12 protein-coding genes and 2 CRISPR repeat arrays are annotated in these 17,552 nt (G+C 44.6%); of the genes, 6 read left to right on the top strand and 6 right to left on the bottom strand.

Features of this window, described 5'->3' with window-relative positions; all coding sequences use genetic code 11:
• Positions 1 to 107: 107 nt before the first annotated feature.
• Positions 108 to 2,132: direct repeats of the CRISPR family, unit length 36 nt; unit sequence GTCGCATCGCCTTAATGAAAGCTAGGAATGTGACAC.
• Positions 2,133 to 2,236: 104 nt separating this feature from the next.
• Positions 2,237 to 2,915: a CRISPR direct-repeat array (repeat unit 36 nt; unit sequence GTCGCATCGCCTTAATGAAAGCTAGGAATGTGACAC).
• A 461-nt stretch (positions 2,916 to 3,376) separates the two neighbouring features.
• Complete coding sequence (locus tag GJ688_RS05150) at positions 3,377 to 6,088, top strand: RecB family exonuclease (protein WP_155475468.1); 2,712 nt, start codon at positions 3,377 to 3,379, stop codon at positions 6,086 to 6,088.
• Positions 6,085 to 9,342 carry a UvrD-helicase domain-containing protein gene (locus GJ688_RS05145; RefSeq protein ID WP_170291681.1) on the top strand — a complete coding sequence of 1,086 codons (3,258 nt, stop codon included), beginning with the start codon at positions 6,085 to 6,087 and terminating at the stop codon, positions 9,340 to 9,342. Before GJ688_RS05150 ends, GJ688_RS05145 begins: the two co-directional genes overlap by 4 nt.
• Positions 9,343 to 9,468: 126 nt before the next feature.
• On the opposite strand, the gene GJ688_RS20560 is transcribed toward GJ688_RS05145, so the two are convergent.
• The 3 genes from GJ688_RS20560 to GJ688_RS05130 form a co-directional block, all read right to left on the bottom strand.
• A complete protein-coding gene (locus GJ688_RS20560) occupies positions 9,469 to 9,621 on the bottom strand; it encodes a YvrJ family protein (protein ID WP_170291680.1) in 153 nt (50 codons plus the stop codon).
• Between the two features lie 144 nt (positions 9,622 to 9,765).
• Positions 9,766 to 9,990: a DUF2922 domain-containing protein gene (locus GJ688_RS05135; protein ID WP_155475465.1), complete on the bottom strand. Its 225-nt coding sequence runs from the start codon at positions 9,988 to 9,990 to the stop codon at positions 9,766 to 9,768.
• 106 nt (positions 9,991 to 10,096) lie between these two features.
• On the bottom strand, positions 10,097 to 10,321 hold the full coding sequence (locus GJ688_RS05130; RefSeq protein ID WP_170291679.1) for a DUF1659 domain-containing protein: 225 nt from the start codon (positions 10,319 to 10,321) through the stop codon (positions 10,097 to 10,099).
• A 616-nt stretch (positions 10,322 to 10,937) separates the two neighbouring features.
• On the opposite strand from GJ688_RS05130, the gene GJ688_RS05125 reads away from it, so the two are divergent.
• Both GJ688_RS05125 and GJ688_RS05120 read left to right on the top strand, forming a co-directional pair.
• A complete protein-coding gene (locus GJ688_RS05125) occupies positions 10,938 to 11,249 on the top strand; it encodes a hypothetical protein (RefSeq protein WP_155475463.1) in 312 nt (103 codons plus the stop codon).
• Positions 11,250 to 11,337: 88 nt separating this feature from the next.
• On the top strand, positions 11,338 to 11,559 hold the full coding sequence (locus tag GJ688_RS05120; RefSeq protein WP_155475462.1) for a hypothetical protein: 222 nt from the start codon (positions 11,338 to 11,340) through the stop codon (positions 11,557 to 11,559).
• A gap of 88 nt (positions 11,560 to 11,647) precedes the next feature.
• On the opposite strand, the gene GJ688_RS05115 is transcribed toward GJ688_RS05120, so the two are convergent.
• The 3 genes from GJ688_RS05115 to GJ688_RS05105 form a co-directional block, all read right to left on the bottom strand.
• The gene (locus GJ688_RS05115) at positions 11,648 to 12,601 is read right to left on the bottom strand and encodes a hypothetical protein (RefSeq protein WP_155475461.1); all 954 of its coding nucleotides are present in this window, start codon (positions 12,599 to 12,601) and stop codon (positions 11,648 to 11,650) included.
• A 153-nt stretch (positions 12,602 to 12,754) separates the two neighbouring features.
• On the bottom strand, positions 12,755 to 14,005 hold the full coding sequence (locus tag GJ688_RS05110; protein WP_155475460.1) for a tetratricopeptide repeat protein: 1,251 nt from the start codon (positions 14,003 to 14,005) through the stop codon (positions 12,755 to 12,757).
• A gap of 265 nt (positions 14,006 to 14,270) precedes the next feature.
• Positions 14,271 to 14,834, bottom strand: a complete 564-nt coding sequence (locus GJ688_RS05105; protein WP_155475459.1) for a hypothetical protein — start codon at positions 14,832 to 14,834, stop codon at positions 14,271 to 14,273.
• Between the two features lie 379 nt (positions 14,835 to 15,213).
• Between GJ688_RS05105 and GJ688_RS05100 the strand changes: the two genes are divergently transcribed.
• Complete coding sequence (locus GJ688_RS05100) at positions 15,214 to 15,441, top strand: hypothetical protein (RefSeq protein ID WP_155475458.1); 228 nt, start codon at positions 15,214 to 15,216, stop codon at positions 15,439 to 15,441.
• Between the two features lie 431 nt (positions 15,442 to 15,872).
• Entirely contained in the window at positions 15,873 to 16,979 is a 1,107-nt protein-coding gene (locus GJ688_RS20555) for a copper amine oxidase N-terminal domain-containing protein (protein ID WP_235910786.1), read from the top strand.
• The last annotated feature ends 573 nt before the right edge of the window (positions 16,980 to 17,552 follow it).

The following is a 17,552-nucleotide window of genomic DNA, read 5'->3' as shown; positions in this document are numbered from 1 at the left end:
CCCCCCCCCCCCCGCTTATTTTATTTTTAATGATTCTGCCACCACGGATTTATAAACTATACTCTTCTTACCCTCGGTCAGATTATTATAAGTTCCTGGTCTTCTTTGTCGCATCGCCTTAATGAAAGCTACGAATGTGACACGGTAGTCCAACGGCAAGCCTCACGCTGGGGAGAGGTCGCATCGCCTTAATGAAAGCTACGAATGTGACACATATCTGATTTGGTCATCCATTTTTCGAGGATGATGTCGCATCGCCTTAATGAAAGCTACGAATGTGACACTGGCTGAATTCATCAAATAGGGCGAGGATGGTGTCGTCGCATCGCCTTAATGAAAGCTACGAATGTGACACCCAATGAATTCCATCCAACCCGGCGAAGACGGCGACGTCGCATCGCCTTAATGAAAGCTACGAATGTGACACTGAATTGTGTATTAATGGAGTAAAAGTCTTCGATGTCGCATCGCCTTAATGAAAGCTACGAATGTGACACATGCTTTCGAGGATGACGAGATAGATAAAAAAATGTCGCATCGCCTTAATGAAAGCTACGAATGTGACACTCGTCAGCGGGTCAGTACCTGGTTCAGATACAACTGTCGCATCGCCTTAATGAAAGCTACGAATGTGACACTGGGCCAACGGCTCCGGTATCACCCTTGTCCCCCTGTCGCATCGCCTTAATGAAAGCTACGAATGTGACACTCGGCATAAGCATTGGCGTTGCTTTCTGCCTCGTTGTCGCATCGCCTTAATGAAAGCTACGAATGTGACACCCGCATTGGGTTTGCACCTCGGCAAACTCGTCGATGTCGCATCGCCTTAATGAAAGCTACGAATGTGACACTAGACTGCCACAATCCAACAAAGAAACAGGATTGAGTCGCATCGCCTTAATGAAAGCTAGGAATGTGACACAGAAGGATTGTTATCGGCAGACAATGCCCTTGTGGTCGCATCGCCTTAATGAAAGCTAGGAATGTGACACTCCCGGAGCTTGTCGTAACTGTGCCCATAATCCGGTCGCATCGCCTTAATGAAAGCTAGGAATGTGACACTGCCGCGCCGGGTATTCCGCAGACCTTGAAAGGGTGTCGTCGCATCGCCTTAATGAAAGCTAGGAATGTGACACTCAGCATGGAAGCTGCGCCCGGTGCCCCCGGCATCGTCGCATCGCCTTAATGAAAGCTAGGAATGTGACACCTTTTCTATCGCTCGTTTCGCCGCGGCAATACGACGTCGCATCGCCTTAATGAAAGCTAGGAATGTGACACTTGAAGGAAGCTGGTATTTGTATCGGTATACCTTGTCGCATCGCCTTAATGAAAGCTAGGAATGTGACACAGCCAGTGATAGGTCGTAGATGGTATCTGTTCTCGTGTCGCATCGCCTTAATGAAAGCTAGGAATGTGACACTCGCTGAAGGATTTTCATCTCGATATGCCATAACGTCGCATCGCCTTAATGAAAGCTAGGAATGTGACACGCCACGCAGCACCGAGAAAACCACGCAGACCGAAAGTCGCATCGCCTTAATGAAAGCTAGGAATGTGACACCCAGGGCTGGAATGATTGTGATCCCGGAAGTACGGTCGCATCGCCTTAATGAAAGCTAGGAATGTGACACCAGTATTTCACGAATCGCCTTGCCGTCACCGTCAATGTCGCATCGCCTTAATGAAAGCTAGGAATGTGACACGATTTGACGGCTAGAACAATTAAAGCGACGGTATTGTCGCATCGCCTTAATGAAAGCTAGGAATGTGACACCCACGGCTGCAACAAAAAAGGCTTCCCTCTGAGAGGTCGCATCGCCTTAATGAAAGCTAGGAATGTGACACGCGGCCTCGTCCGGCTTTAAGAGTGCGGGGGCGTTAGTCGCATCGCCTTAATGAAAGCTAGGAATGTGACACTGCGTCCGAGAGACCAACACGATCAGCCAAGTCCTGGTCGCATCGCCTTAATGAAAGCTAGGAATGTGACACGCGATGTGAAGATGCTGGCGAGTGCGGGTGTGTGGGTCGCATCGCCTTAATGAAAGCTAGGAATGTGACACATTTCGGCTCATCGGGCGTGGCTTAGAGCCTTTTTCGTCGCATCGCCTTAATGAAAGCTAGGAATGTGACACTAAAGGTTCCCGTCAAATGAGCTTCATAAGTGGTAGTCGCATCGCCTTAATAAAGCTAGGAATGTGACACGAGAAGAACCCAAACTTGAGATTCTTTTGATTCCCGTCGCATCGCCTTAATGAAAGCTAGGAATGTGACACCGGGGAGGTGAGATGGGAATGTGTCAAGGAAGCGACGTCGCATCGCCTTAATGAAAGCTAGGAATGTGACACCCGACTCAAAATACGGATATGCTCATGACTTCTCGGGTCGCATCGCCTTAATGAAAGCTAGGAATGTGACACCTGGGTTATTCATGGATTAACACTCCATGAATAATGTCGCATCGCCTTAATGAAAGCTAGGAATGTGACACCTGTCAACGAGAAAACACCAAAATCAACGGTGCGGCGTCGCATCGCCTTAATGAAAGCTAGGAATGTGACACACGATTCAATACACCGGGACCGGGGAAAACAAAAGTCGCATCGCCTTAATGAAAGCTAGGAATGTGACACGAAGATGGATGTGTGCATCATCGTAAGGTCGGTCATGTCGCATCGCCTTAATGAAAGCTAGGAATGTGACACGCGATTTCTTTGGCGAGTTGGTGCCAGTTTGATGTCGCATCGCCTTAATAAAAGCTAGGAATGTGACACTTGGGGGACGATTTGCAGGACAGCCTCGATGTGGTGGTCGCATCGCCTTAATGAAAGCTAGGAATGTGACACCACGACACGTTGGGTACGTCCGGTGATTTCAGCCACGTCGCATCGCCTTAATGAAAGCTAGGGATATCACGTAAAAAAGTGTTCCATTTTGCTTTCTTCGATCACGAGAGTGTGCCTTAGCCATGAAGTGTGTTTTAGTAAAATGTTATTATGACTACGAAATCATGAGGAGGTGTTGCCTTTGCGCAAGACCTCTTTCGCTTTTTAAAGGATTTCTACGTAGCATGATAAATCAAACCGATGATATCTGAGATAAATGCCTTTTAGCCAAAGCGGACATCACAAGCACGAATGAAAAGTATTGATATCGGAAAAAGATTCACTGTATTAACATGGGGATTAATGGAATTCAAGGAGGGGAAATACTTAGGTTAAAGAAATAATGGTAAGTTTTCTTTTGCTTTCGGAAAAAGTTGTTTGAGGAACAAGTCTCCAAAACTTTCGAACAAGTATCCCACCTGATTTGAAAAGCCGACATGTTTTTTTGACAAAGGACTGTCGTAGCAAAAAAGAAGAAGGAGGAGGACACTGCGTTGAACATAATTCTCGGTTATTGGCTAGATTCTGTCACCTATCCTGATGCACTGGGAGAAAAAGAGGCGTCAGCAGGTACAGTCGTGACCGGTTTTCATGGCTTGATCGGAATACTAGAAACGCAGTTAGGGCTGACTTCACCTGAAACGTCACAAAATCTAAGAATTGCAGATTGGCAAGAGTTGATTCGGCATCATGATTCAGGAAACATGCCCTATTCGAAATCTTTCGGGATCGACTCATGGAATACGGCAAAAGAATTATTACGGCGCCGTGATGAGCTAGTGTTGGCGGGTTGGGATCCTGAAGTTTATGTAGGTGGAAGCCTGTGGATAGATACGCTGGCCCAATTGGAACGTTCCAATCCCAAAGGCAAACGGGGATTTCCCGACAGAGTGCGGGCATTACTCGCAGAGTTACAAAAGCGGGTTCCGTTACATATAGACAGGATTGCGATTGTGGATGAAGATGAGACGTTGTGGGATCCCTGGGCTGTTCATTTGATAGACGCAATCAAACGTCTTGGTGTACCCGTCGTGAAGGAATCTGTTCGTTTGGGAAAAGATGAACAACAAAAGCCAATGTCAGACTTATCGCTTCTTCAAAAGATTATGTCCGGAGAGTTGTCTACAGGACAGGCTTGTGGAGATGGAAGCCTGCTCCTCATCCGTTCCGAACAAGAATGGGATGCTGCGGACTTTTTGATCAGCTGGCTGTGGGAAAATGGTTCAGAAGATACAGTGTTAATCAAAGGGGAAGGCTCTTTATTCCTGGATGAGTTTTTTCACCGTCGGGGCCTTCCGGCTCTTGGCGTAGATGTCTCATCCAAATGGCGAGCCGTTCTTCAGGTCTTGCCACTGACTATCGATACCTATTGGAAGCCGCTGCGGATTGAGAGAATGATGGAATTATTGACGATTCCCACGTCCCCAGTCCCTTGGCGCATTCGATATCGATTAGCAAAAGTGTTAGCTGATGCGCCCGGTATTGGCGGTCCCCAATGGCTCCAAGCCATCGAGGAAGGTAAACAAGCCTATGAGGAACAATGGGCATCAGAGGGACTAGACGAATCGACAATCCGAAAACGGCGAAAAGATCTGAATGATCAGCTTGACTTGTGGGTGAACCATGATTATTACGACAGCAACGATGGGATACCGTTCGAGAAGTTAATAAGTATTTGTCAAAAAGTCAGTCGATGGGCAGCGAATGAGCTCCGTATTGCCGATGACCCCCTGTATGGCTACGTCATGAAGTATGTACAAGAAGTCATCGAAGGGGTAACGACACTTGGCGAAAGTACGGTATCTCGGTTGCAAGTGGGGCGAATCTTAGAATCCGTCATTGGTGAAGGTGCCGAGCTGTCGAACTATATTCAAGAAGCTTCGAAATGGCAAGTGGTTCAGCATCCCGGGCAAATTTGGGGCAAAGCCGATACGATTCTTTGGTGGGGTTTTCATCGGACCATGTCTGGGCCAAGCGTCAGAACGTGGACATCGAAAGAGCGTTCGTGGCTGCGTCAGCATGGTCTTTTCCTGAGCGATGAGCATGTTCAACGAAAACGGGAAGCTGCCTCTTGGCAACAGGCTGCCCGATTCGCGAATCGGAGGTTGATCCTGTTTGCTCCGGTAAAAGTGAAAGGCAAAGAAATGCCGACTCACCCATTCTGGGATGAGATTCGGCACGCCCTTGCCAGGGAAAATCATCTGGTGAGCTCTATTACCGTGAATGCATCGGAACTGCGTAAAAAGCCAAGTTTTTCTCTTCATCAAAAAGTCTTTGAACGAGTCTCATTAGAACCGCGGAATATTCCGGCTCCGATGAGAAAGTGGGAGATTCCGGCCAATATGATAGGCCCGCGAGCAGTGGAATCGGCAACCAGTTTTGAATCCTTAGTTGCGTGCCCCCTAACATGGGTGCTCCGTTATGCAGCCAATGTGAAGCCCGCAAGTGCACTCTCTTTACCCAATGAGTCGCGTATGCTGGGAAATCTAGGTCATAAAATATTGGAGACATTGATAGAGGAAAAAAGGTGTGGCAAAGCGATCGAAATAGAAGGACGTACGGGCGAGTTGTTTGATGAATGGTCGCCTTTGTTGGCCGCGCCTCTGTTAGAGTTGCAAAACGGAATTAAAAGAAACGAAATACGACTTAAATTGCAAAAGTCATTGAAGCAGTTTTTCATCTTGTTACATCACGTCGGTATTCAAATCCAGCATACCGAATTGAGTTTACAAAGAACGTGGAGTGAAGGCGTCGAGCTTGAAGGCACGCTGGATCTGGTTGGAGAAACAGCGGCCGGTAAAAAGATCCTCATTGATGCGAAATGGTCAAGCCGTCCGAGACGATATAAAGCAAAGTTAGAAAAGATATCCGTTCAATTGGCGCTTTACCATTGGCTTTTGTCGGATCATGAGATGGAAGAACTACCGGTAGCTTATTTCATGCTAAGCAGTGGTGAATTTTTTGCGCTGCCCCATGGCGATATTCCGTCCGTTCATCATGTCGTTGGGCCATCACCGCTGGAACAGATGAACCGTTTGCGAGCATCGCTGGACGATGTTTGGACGTACCTCTTTCATGGCATTGTGATGGCTCCCGGTATTCCGATGCATGTCGAAGATGCCGACCCGTTTACACCTTTAATCGAACCGCTATGTACATTTTGCGACTATCAACATCTTTGTGGTGCTGGGAGGGTGAGCCAATGAGCGGAACCTTAAAAATCGTAAGTGCCGGAGCCGGAGCGGGCAAGACCTCCCGTTTGTCAGATGAGATATTGCAGGCGATCAAGCGGGGTGTAGGTCCTGAAAATATTATGGCGACGACCTTTACCACGAAGGCGGCCGATGAACTGATTGAAAGGGTTCGCCTCAAACTCCTAGAATCGGGAGATAACATGGCTGCGGCACAGATTCTCGATGGCTATGTGGGTACGATGAACAGTGTTTTCGGCCGGCTTTTGCGTGAGTTTGCCTTAGAAATGGGTTTATCGCCAGTGCAAAAAGTATTGGCGGAAACAGAAGCGGCGGCGTTGTTTAATCAGGTGGCCGCGGAAGTCATCGATAAATACTATCGTGGATACAGGCAAGTCTTTCATCGTCTCGGTCAAGAGGATTGGCGCGAAAGTGTCCTAAGAACTCTAGAACTTGCCCGTCAAAATGGAATGAATTCCACAGATGTGAAAGCCTGTGCGGAGTATTCTTGGAATCAGATGAGGGCTTGGTTACCGGAGGCCCTGCCAAATTCGGAGTTGTTGGATGAAGACTTGAGAGCGGCCTTGGTAGTAGCCCGATCACAGCTTCCCGGCGGAGATACGACGAAGGCGACCGCCCAAGTCATCGCCGATATCGATATGGCGCTGAAGGAATGGGACCGCCATGAATCGTTATCTTGGCAGCAATGGGCCAAGTTAAGTAAATTAAAACCGGGCGCAAAAAGTCGGGACGCCGTATCACCGATTCTTATAGCTGCTTGCAAACATGCTCGCCATCTCAGACTGCATCAAGATATGAAAGCGGCCATGTTTGCGGTATTTCATTGTGCCGCAGAGGCGATGGATACATATGCGAGCGAAAAAGGCAAAGGCGGATTGATTGACTTTACCGATCAAGAGTCTCTGGCACTTCAGCTTTTGAAGAATGAACAAAACCTGGAGCTGTTAAAAGACAGGATTTCGGAAGTCTTCGTCGATGAATTTCAAGACTCCAGCCCGCTGCAAATCGCACTGAATATGCGGCTTCGTGAAATCGCAGAGAGAGCGACTTGGGTAGGAGATGTAAAGCAGGCCATTTATGGTTTTCGAGGAACCGATCCGGAACTGATGAAAACGGCTATGGACAGTATTACAGACTTAGCAATTGAAGTGTTAGACGATTCCTACCGTTCGCGCGAGTCGCTGGTCACATTCGTAAATGCGATCTTTGTTCCTGTTTTTCAAGCGAAAGGGATGGCGCCTGAAAAGATTAAACTAGCGCCCAAACGGAAGGACAAGCGCGAACAAGCGGTAGCCCTGGAGATGTGGTCGTATCCAAATTCTAAAAACAAAGAAACAGATGCGGCATCTTTGGCTGTAGGTATGAAAAGCCTATTGAGTCAAACAGAACAATACTTGATCGTAGATAAAACTTCCCGCCAAGTTCGTCCCCTAAAACCAGGAGATATAGCCATTCTCTGTAGAGCGAATGATGAGTGCTTGGAAGTCGCAGAGGCCTTATCCAGAATCGGAGTTTCAGCTACTGTGGGAGAGAGTGGTTTATTGACCGCTCCGGAAGTCGTGTACGCTGTTGCGTCAATGCGCTATTTAGTTGACAAGAATGATACCTTGGCTATGGCCGAAATCGTTCACTTTTCTTCCGAGAAGTTAGGAGAAGGGCGTTGGTTGTCGCCGTGGCTTCAAGCGGAGAAACCAGTTGAGATCTTTGGAGATGAACCAATGATTAAAGAGTTGGATCGGGCACGTGCAAAGATAATTCAAATGAGCCCATCCGAAGTGTTAGACTTAGCGCTCGTCACTGCGAAAGTGGACGAAGTGTCATTACAGTGGGGGCAAGGGGATCAACGATTAGCGAACCTCGATGCACTCCGTTCGATAGCCGTATATTATGAGGAAGTTTCAGCCACGAATGGAACGGCGGCAACGACAACAGGATTTCTTTTGTATCTTCGTGAAGTGGAAAACAACAAAGAATTGAACCGATTGGGTGAATCAATCGATGATAAGGCTGTTCGTGTGTTGACCTATCATAAGGCCAAAGGGTTAGAGTGGCCCTTCGTGATTTTGAATTCATTGAACAAATCTTCCGAGAAGCAAGCGCTGCCCCCTGTATTTAATCAAGTAACAGCCGTGAGTACGACACCCTTTCATGTGGACGCCCCTCTGGATGGACGTCGTCTCTATTTCTGGCCGTGGCCATATGGAAAGCAAGCGAAGGACGTTGGCTTAGATGGCTATGTAGAAAATGCATCTGAACTGAAACAGAAAAGGCAGTCGCTTCTAGACGAAAATCAAAGATTGATGTATGTAGGCATGACGCGTGCCCGCGATTACCTTGTGTTCACGACCCGCGATTTTACAAAAGCCCATTGGATACAAGAATTAACAGATGCTGCCGGAGAACAAGTAATGACCAACCTAGGTATTGCCGAGGAAGACCCGGACACATCGAATTCAGGCAATGCCGATGGAGAAATTATTGTGCGAGGGGAAGTCTTCCCTTGCCGAATTCGACATCTATCCATCGATGCATCGCCGGAAGAAGCTATGAATCCAACTGTGGCAACAGAAATTAGTTATGTGGGAAAAATAGAAGAACCCATGCCTTTTGTACCGGCGCGTTTTCGTCCGAGTGGACAAAAAGTGAAAACGATTTTGGATGAAACTGGGATTCGACTGCCCATAGTAGACACAGAAATTGAGACAAATGGTTCTAGAATTCATTCTATCGGTCGTCGCCTGCCGCTATCGGGTACCCCGGATATGGCGAACCTCGGCGAAATGGTTCATGCATTCCTGGCGACTGATCATCCTCAAAAGACGAAAGCAGAGAGGCTCGCTCTGGCTCAAGCGATCCGGCAAAGATACGCAGCGTACGAGCTTTCCGAAGATTCTATGGTACAAGCGGCTGACCAACTCGAGCGTTTTCTATCGCAACATTACCCAGACATATTAGAGCGACATCGGGAATGGCCTATTCACATGCGCAAAGGGTTACAAAGAACATCAGGATGGATTGACTTGTTGTTGCGTACGCCAAAAGGCTGGGTGATTGTAGATCATAAAACATTTCCCGGTAAGAAGGCCGATTGGCTATTCCGGGGATTACGTTACTTACCTCAACTTCGTACTTATGCAGAGGCGATTTATAAAGCAACCGACCGTCCCGTCTATGAAGCATGGATTCATATGCCGGTCGTTGGGTCGATGATTAAATTTACAGAGAAAGATATAAGAATACCGGAGTAAGTACAAAACAGAGTTTTGCATGCGCGCATGTTTTTAGCAAAAAAATGGGGTCAAGTTACAACTCATATAATCGGTAGTTTTGCACAAGAAAACCCCTGCTAACCAATAGCAGGGGTTTACAATTTGTTACACCTGTTCTTTTAGGATTTCAACGTTCTTGGCCAGTTCGCTAATGGCGCTGCTCAGCGTTTCGAGCCGTCCCTCCATGCGAATGAGCAGGTACGAGGCGATCGCCACCGGAAACCCCACATTGGCCACGGACTGTAGGAGACCGTCCACGTCTATTGCACCTCCTTGATGTCTTTGGAAGTGAAAGAGATTTACGCCGGAGATCAGAGAGGACCGGGAACGATGTCTATCTTTCAGTTCCCGGTCCCTTTTTATGGGGATGGTTCTCTCTCTGCCTTATCCCCGAGCTTATTCTTAGGGGTTGTACAGGTCGGTCACGTTGGAAGAGACCATGCGGACGTCTTTTTTGCCGATCAGGTCTCCGCCAGAGGTCGTGAACACGTTGTTGGCGATGATGGTATCCATGACGGTAGTTACTTCGTCTGTCGTGAGGCCCGCTTTGGGGTCGCGGACCCGCAGTACTACGTCGCGGCCCAGTTGGTTGGTAAATACCAGTTCGAGGGTTTCTTTCGTTGCCATCGAATTGTCACCTCCTTGAGAGGCCGGGCGGGGGATGCTGAATTCCGCCCGGCCTAGTTTTATGTGCGTTGAGTTATGACGGGGCTTGTCCCAGCGTCACCGGGCCTTAGGCTTCGACTAAGGCATTTTGGTCAATCCGGGAGATGCGACTGACAGGGATACTCATCAAGCTCGCCAGGGCTTGAGCGGTGGTAAAGACGGTTTCGTCGGTGGCAGCGGGCTTCAAGCCTTTGTAATCCCGATTTTGCACCAGCGGCTCCCCTTTGCTGTTCGTACCCGTTTGGACCGATAAGCGCAGGCTGGCGGTCACAGCGGATTTGTTGATAGCCATTCTTTTTGACCTCCTTCCGAACATATGTTTGTGCCGGCTACGGTTTTAATGTACCAGAGGAATGGAAATAGGACAAACCTTCTGAGGGCGGATTAGACCTGATAATTAGCACGTATGTTCCAATGCCTCCCAATATCTCCTGGATTCTCAAGAACACATGTTTGGTAAAACGATATGGTTCTTCTTTTTTTGAGGTTAAGTGATAAATTACTTTATAAAAGACAAATAAAAAAAGACCTCGTAATTACTTACGAGGCGTGAACAGGGAGGAACTGGAATTACTGGGGTACTATTTTATATATGCATCGAATCAAAAGGGCATGTCCTAAAAAATGCTTTGCATTTAGGTTTGAGATCTACCGCCGGTTTATAAATAAAATGGGAAGGAGTCCGTTTTTGAGGACGGACTCCTTCAAGAGGTAGGAGATGAATATGAGAGGTTGCACTAGCTAGGAACCGGTTACGAAAGGAGTACAAAGAGCAGCGCAACAAGAAATATTTTCTCCATTTAAATGGAAATATAAACTTTTTACGAGTTTTTCCGAAACGTAAAGAACAATACGTTGCGAACACCTTTGGAATTGCCTATGATAGGAAATAGGAGGGTGATGTAGAAATGATTGTAACAACAGGCAAAGATCTATTTGTCGATGAAAGAGGAAATTACTTTATCCCTATTCATGTCCAAAACAAAGAAGTGCAGTTAGCAAACGCCTTTAATGTGCTTGCATTCGAAAGCGTATTGGACCAAGAATATTACGATGAACACAAAAACGAAAAAGTCGGATTCACGATTGCGAATCGATTAAAAGCGAGAATTGAGCTCTTCAAAAGAAATTACATACAGCAAAATATTTATCCTTTAGAAGATTTGTATAAAGGCGGATATGAGGTAGCCTTTGTACCGGTATACGAACCGAGTGTGTAAAAGGTACGAATATTGACGGAATAGTACGATCGATAGTTTGTCTAACATCCCTAGATTCATCCTATGATGGAATCGTGGGGGTGGATAGATGAAGGTCGTTTTTATGCCGCATGTAGATCCACAAAATGCAGTATACGAGTCAGAATTTGATGCTGCCGAAATATCAGCGCTTATAGGCAGTGATTATGTAGTCATTCAAGAACCAGAGAAAACTTCACATTACAAAGTAAAATCCAGGATATTAAAAGTCGACACGAACAAAAGTGTTAAACACCTGTATGTAGCTGTGGAAAAGAAGTATGAGCGATAAGACACCCTTTGGGGTGTTTTATGACTATTTTAAGGTCGTACAGCTAATAAACAAAAGGATTTAAGTTATAGAGACTGTTTGTTTCTGTTTATTTAATTCCCAATTTTTCTTTAATGAACGCGTAATAATCTGAACCAGGCATATGAGCCGGGTGGATTAAGTTGGTAGCTTCAAAAGAAGCGCCATTTTTTATGGAAGCCAAAAGTTCTCCCAAAACATTATGACCCTTATTTACTCTATCTAGGTATTCATTAGACGACACAGTTCCTCGTAAAAGTAAGTTATCTAATTCCTGTTTCATCAAAGCAAATTTTTGAAATTCATTTACGACGGAAGATTTATCTTCGTCTGAAACTGAGAAGTTGCGCAGCATCGTTTCAATATGGGGACTATCTGACTGAACAGACGTACCCAACCAGTTGCGGATGAAACCATAATAGGCTTCCTGTAAATCTTTTAAGTTATCTTCTAGAGGTGTTGCGGTATCTTCAAGGTTTTTGGAACGCTTATCTAATATGCCATACATGAGAGGTAGTATTTTATCAAGACCTAAACCATGACGCCCAAAATATTTCTGGCTATTATCGAAGTTATCGGGCCAATTTAACGGAGCCGTATCAATGGTACCTTTACTCGCCGAGAAAAGGATCACATTGCACATTTGATGGCAGACACCTGTAATTGCGTAGATGATCCCGCACCAATCTTTATACCCATCTTCGCGGTTCAGGTCTGAGTAGTGCCTGCGCGTCAGATCTGGGTCTTTTCTAGGGTATGGAAATTTAAACTCTGCTAACCCGCGGGCTATGTATAAGTTGCAGTCTACTTCTGTACCCAGTGGTGTTTTGCCGGGGGAATAAATTTGTTTCGGGAAGAATAATTCATCATCAATCTCCGCTGTCCAATAGCAATGAAAGTAGATGTTTTTGTCGATAACTGCGTAAGTATGTGCATCTTTTAAGGAAAAAACGTTAGAAACCCCGACCTGAATCTTTGAATTCGTTGGCTCGACGCCAGAGACTTCGAATTGACTCGGTGACATTGGTCCCAACTCCTCCCAAGAGTATTTTTCACCCAACTAAATAATAACAAGAACTAACCCTAATTCCTATGTGATTAGAAAAATTTAATGCCGTTTATTGGGCGAATAATAAGCCCCGACCTCCATGAAAGAAATCGGGGCTTTGGCGAATTTTTAGTTACCACATCCCAGTTCTTTAGCTTTTTCAAGGTCTTTATTCGCTCTTGCATTATCGCCTTTAGTTGTGAAAACTTTAGCTCGATAAAAATAGGCTTCAGAAAGATCGGGTTGTAATTCAATTGCCTTATTTAAGTCGTTCATTGCCTTATCCATTTCATTTTTCAAATAATAAGCGATTCCTCGGTTGTTATAACCTAACGGGTCTTTGGTATCCAATTGAATCGCCATGTTTGCATCTTCGAGAGCCCGATCGGCATCATTTGTTTGGATGAAAACTTCGGAGCGATTGATATAGGCGTTTTCATAGTCTGGGTTTAGTTCGATTGTTTTATTCAATGCTTCAAGTGCCTGATCATAGTTTTTGAGCTGAGAATAATAGAACCCTAACAAACCATAGTCTTCGTAACTATCAGGGGCCAACTCTAGCGATTGCTTTATATCGGCGATTGCTCTGTCATATACCTTTTTATCTGCATACACCATTCCACGGTTATGATAGGCGATATCGAAATTGGGATTCAACTGAATTGCCATGTTTAAATTGTCTAACGCGTTATCATAGTCTTTTTGATCCCAAAATACTAAGCCTCGATTATTGTATGCATTTGGATACTCTGGGTTTAGACGAATCGCCTGATTGATATCATCCAAAGCCGCCGTATAATCTTTTAGACCTTCGTGACATGCTCCCCGTTTACTAAAGGCATCCACACAATTGGGGTTTGACTCTATCGCCTTTGTAAAAAGGGGAATTGCTTTTTCGAATTCACCCTTTTGCATTAGCTCCACTGCTCGGTTATATGGTTCTTCCCAAGGGCCATTTTTGAATCGCAATGTATTCGTCTGTTGATTAAACTCTACCTGTGCTTTGAGTTCTTCAGATATAAACTCGAGAGGAACAAAGACCCTATCTTTAAGAATCACGGCGGGTGCCCCGATTTGCTTTTCCCCTTTTCCAATCATCACTGAGTTCGAATCAACCCGAACCGTTAATTTCATACCGGCTTTTGCCAGTATTACACAAGGCTTCTCCCAAGTCACCTTTGCGCCGAGTGCCTCGGAAATCATACGCAGTGGGACCATTGTTAACCCTGTTTTTGTGTCTATAAATGGTTTTGCGTCTGAGGCGACTAGTTCTGATCCGTTCAGCACGATGTCCGGATTCACTGAAGCTGATGCTATGCTAGGGTATAAAGCGGTTGCCAATAAGATAGTTTGAGTTATGAGTGCTAATTTTTTCTTCATAACCAACCCTCCGATCTTTTTCACAAAGATTATTCAGTCTTCTTGTTTTGAATCATAACGCTTTCTGTCAGCTTGTACAACAGATATATCAATCAATATAACAACTGTGGACAAGATGTTTTTGTAGTACTGTTTCACAGGGAAAGTGCACCGGGCAGACGATTCAAATAAACTTTATTAGAAAAGCGTTTTTGGTATTATTGACATATTAGAATAAGCTATGCCCCATCAAAATAGACGGGGCATAGCGATCGTCGTGATACGATTAATTGTCGTATGAACCTGTCTCAACGTTAACACAATCAACACTGGAATCAGATAGACGCAACTGTACACTGAAAACCCCTCTTGTCACTTTACCATTAGAGCCTTCATACCATTCGTCTTCAAAATATTTTGCTAGAGTTGGGCTTTTATAATAAAAGTATTTTATGGAATTATCATTTGCGACTTTTAAGAAAATTGAATCTTTAGGAGTAAGCTTACGGGCAAAATTTAAAGCTTCGCTTTCACTCCAAAAAGTGTTTTCAGGAGCAACAAGCTGAAAGCTTTGGATACGATGGTTTATTACCGAAAGTACGCTTAATTCGCAGTTGTTATTCATATTCCATTCGTAACCACCACCGTAACCGTCTTCATCTAGAGGTTCGACCGAATTTTTAGGGTTACCATACGCAGATAAAACATCCTCAATCGAATTTCCAAGAACTACAATAGATTCTGACTCTTGTGACGTTGAAGTATTTACCGGATTTGAGTTATTCGTCTGGTTACATCCAAATAATATCGAAGAAAAAACAATGAGTGACACCATAAGCCAGCGTTTCATGCTAGAACCACTACTTTCTCCTAAAAATGCCCACTTAAATATTCTTATGTGTTCTCGAAAAAATTAGAAGCGAAAAAATAAAAATAAGCCATGAACTCTTCAAGAGGTGGGCTTTCATAAATTCACTCACGTTTTACGCTGGTTCAATCTTAAAAGAAAGATTGGACCAGAACACCGGTGATAATATAAGTGAACAAGCATTTTCAATTCAATAAGGAATGCTATTGGCAAATATTACTAATAGCCACAATAATACATTAATTGAAAAACAACCGGAGAATACCTTGAATTGCAATACAATTCCTTGGGACTTTTGATCAAAAGTTTTTTCCAATAGAATGTATTCAAGAGAATGATTAAACCATAAGGGAGGTAACCGATGGAACCAAGGCTAGCAGAACTGAAAGATGGACCCCAAAACCTATTTAAAGAAGCTTTAGAGCGCCGAAAAAACGAATACTATGAAGCACTCCATCGGGCGGCATATTTGGTCGTTCTTTCATTAGAGATGCCGACACATAAAGAGATTGAGAAAGAGTACCTCGATTCTTTACGTCGATTAAATATCATGGAATATGATTTGAAAAGTGTAGGTGTTTTCACATAAAAAAACCCCGAACGCTCAATGTGAGGTAAGGGGAACTAACAGTGGTAGAATGTTCCGACTTGAACAGCAGTCTCGGACTCTATTGCGGATAACTTTACGATTTCTAATTCTATTTGCGATGTATAGATTTCCCTACTCTTATAAAGGTCTCTAATTTTAGACTTTGCTTCACTGTCAGAGGCTGCCTTGACCATACCATAGAATATCTTGCGGTTATCGATGCAAGGAACATGATAAAGATAAATATACACTTTAAACTCCCCTTCATCCGATAAGGGTTTATCTACCTATAATATATTCTAAGATTCTTTGTATAGCAAAATAATTTTAGGATCCCCCACTATGCCTAACCGGTAAAAGAGGAAAGGTACACCAATCGTCGAAATTATTTGAGATTGTTAACGCGTGCTAATATGGAAAGGGGTGTACATATGAAAAGAAAAATCGTAGTTACTGCCACTACATTATGTACTATCTTCGCGGCAATCTCTCCGGCAACAGCTATAGAGATGTATCAATCAACGGAAATTAAGCCAATTCCGTCACAACCTACTTATTATCAGGCACAAGAAGTAAAACCGATGCCCTCTTCCCCAACAAATACCGAGCAATATCAAGCCAAAGAAGTAAAACAAGTCACGTCTACTCCAGTACAATACCCAGCTATAGAAACCAAACCAGTTACATCTCAATCTATTGAGTTTTATCAAGCTAAAGAAGTAAAGCCGATCTATTCCGAACCGGTACAAGAATATGTGGCAAAGCCCATTTCCGTGGTCTTCAACGGCAATCTGCTGAATTTTGATGACCAAGCTCCAGTCATGCTGAACGGGCGTGTAATGGTTCCAATGCGTAAAATCTTTGAGGCTCTGGGTGCCTCTGTAGGATGGGATGGCCCAACCCAAACTGTGGCAGGGATCAAGAAAGGTAAAATTGTAGTGTTAAGAATTGGTGTTCTCAAAGCTCTTGTTAATGATCAGCAAGTCTCAGTTGACCCTCCTCCGCAACTGATTAATGGAAGAACATATGTTCCTTTGCGATTTGTCAGCGAGTCGTTGGGGGCTAACGTAGGTTGGGACGGGGTAAACCAAAAAGTAACCATTACATCGACAACGGAACCGACAACAGAACAACTTGCTTCAAACGATGATCAAACCGTGTCTAATGATAATAATCAGGATCTAAGCTTCTTCTTCAAAGAGTGGAAATTGAATGTTGGTGGTGGAACGACCATCATCCCGGGAGTTTCCTATGATACTCAAATAACTAGTGCGGGTACCGGCACCGTAGGAACACTGGTTATTCGTAGTGACGGAACGTATACATGGAACACTTCTTCGGGTGTCATCAATGGTGATTGGAAGGCTACTGGAGAAGGTACTGAAGTAGGAAGCCATCCAATTATTCTGCTAAACGGTGAACTGGGACGTGACTATAAAGTGGGTAGAGGCGATGGTACCACTCAGGGCCGAGAGACAAATATCAGCGTCGGTGATCTGAAGGGACTACGATGGACCATAGGTAAACCAGCTAATTAGGAAAATTGGGGTTGGCAAAAAGCTATCGGTACTAACAATGGTAACGTAACTACGGTTAAGGTTAACCTCAAGCGCCTGACAGTTACCACGGAGTATGTTTCTAAAGAGGTTAATGTATTCAACGTTGTTTCGAAGAGCAAAAATAACACTTGTTAAAACCCTGCTCTCCTTTTAGGGGCGCGGGTTTTAATTTTCTGGAACTGTACAAAAAGAGCCAGCGCTATTGCTGACTCTTCTTGTTTCTGATTTTTGTATGACTAAGACATTTATTTTAGCGCAGTGCTTTTCAGCTATACACACCGGAGTCTAATCGTCGGATAATTTTTGTTTCGCCTCCCTCTGTCGGATAATGCGAATAGCAATCTTCACCATAATGCGGATGGCCGCCAATGTTCTTGGAGATACATTCTTATTCATGATAGAGTGTATGATCAGAATAGCTTTGGACAACCATGATTAATGTATAGCCTCACTGACCGAACTTACGTATCCGGCAGAGAAGACGAATCTATCCATTTGAACCCAGGTTAAAAAAATGGTTAGAAAGAAGATTCATCACAGGGAAGTAAACCC

This window comes from Heliobacterium mobile, from assembly GCF_009720735.1.
Taxonomy (GTDB): Bacteria; Bacillota; Desulfitobacteriia; order Heliobacteriales; family Heliobacteriaceae; genus Heliobacterium; species Heliobacterium mobile.
Note: the sequence above shows the minus strand (reverse complement) of the source record. Positions and strands in the feature narration are given on the sequence as shown.

Bases quoted from the DNA above. Each gene is read 5' to 3' on its own strand.
- GJ688_RS05145 (WP_170291681.1), top strand. From the start codon at position 6,085: ATGAGCGGAACCTTAAAAATCGTAAGTGCCGGAGCCGGAGCGGGCAAG.
- GJ688_RS05135 (WP_155475465.1), bottom strand. From the start codon at position 9,990: ATGGCAACGAAAGAAACCCTCGAACTGGTATTTACCAACCAACTGGGC.
- GJ688_RS05130 (WP_170291679.1), bottom strand. From the start codon at position 10,321: ATGGCTATCAACAAATCCGCTGTGACCGCCAGCCTGCGCTTATCGGTC.
- GJ688_RS05125 (WP_155475463.1), top strand. From the start codon at position 10,938: ATGATTGTAACAACAGGCAAAGATCTATTTGTCGATGAAAGAGGAAAT.
- GJ688_RS05120 (WP_155475462.1), top strand. From the start codon at position 11,338: ATGAAGGTCGTTTTTATGCCGCATGTAGATCCACAAAATGCAGTATAC.
- GJ688_RS05115 (WP_155475461.1), bottom strand. From the start codon at position 12,601: ATGTCACCGAGTCAATTCGAAGTCTCTGGCGTCGAGCCAACGAATTCA.
- GJ688_RS05110 (WP_155475460.1), bottom strand. From the start codon at position 14,005: ATGAAGAAAAAATTAGCACTCATAACTCAAACTATCTTATTGGCAACC.
- GJ688_RS05105 (WP_155475459.1), bottom strand. From the start codon at position 14,834: ATGAAACGCTGGCTTATGGTGTCACTCATTGTTTTTTCTTCGATATTA.
- GJ688_RS05100 (WP_155475458.1), top strand. From the start codon at position 15,214: ATGGAACCAAGGCTAGCAGAACTGAAAGATGGACCCCAAAACCTATTT.
- GJ688_RS20555 (WP_235910786.1), top strand. From the start codon at position 15,873: ATGAAAAGAAAAATCGTAGTTACTGCCACTACATTATGTACTATCTTC.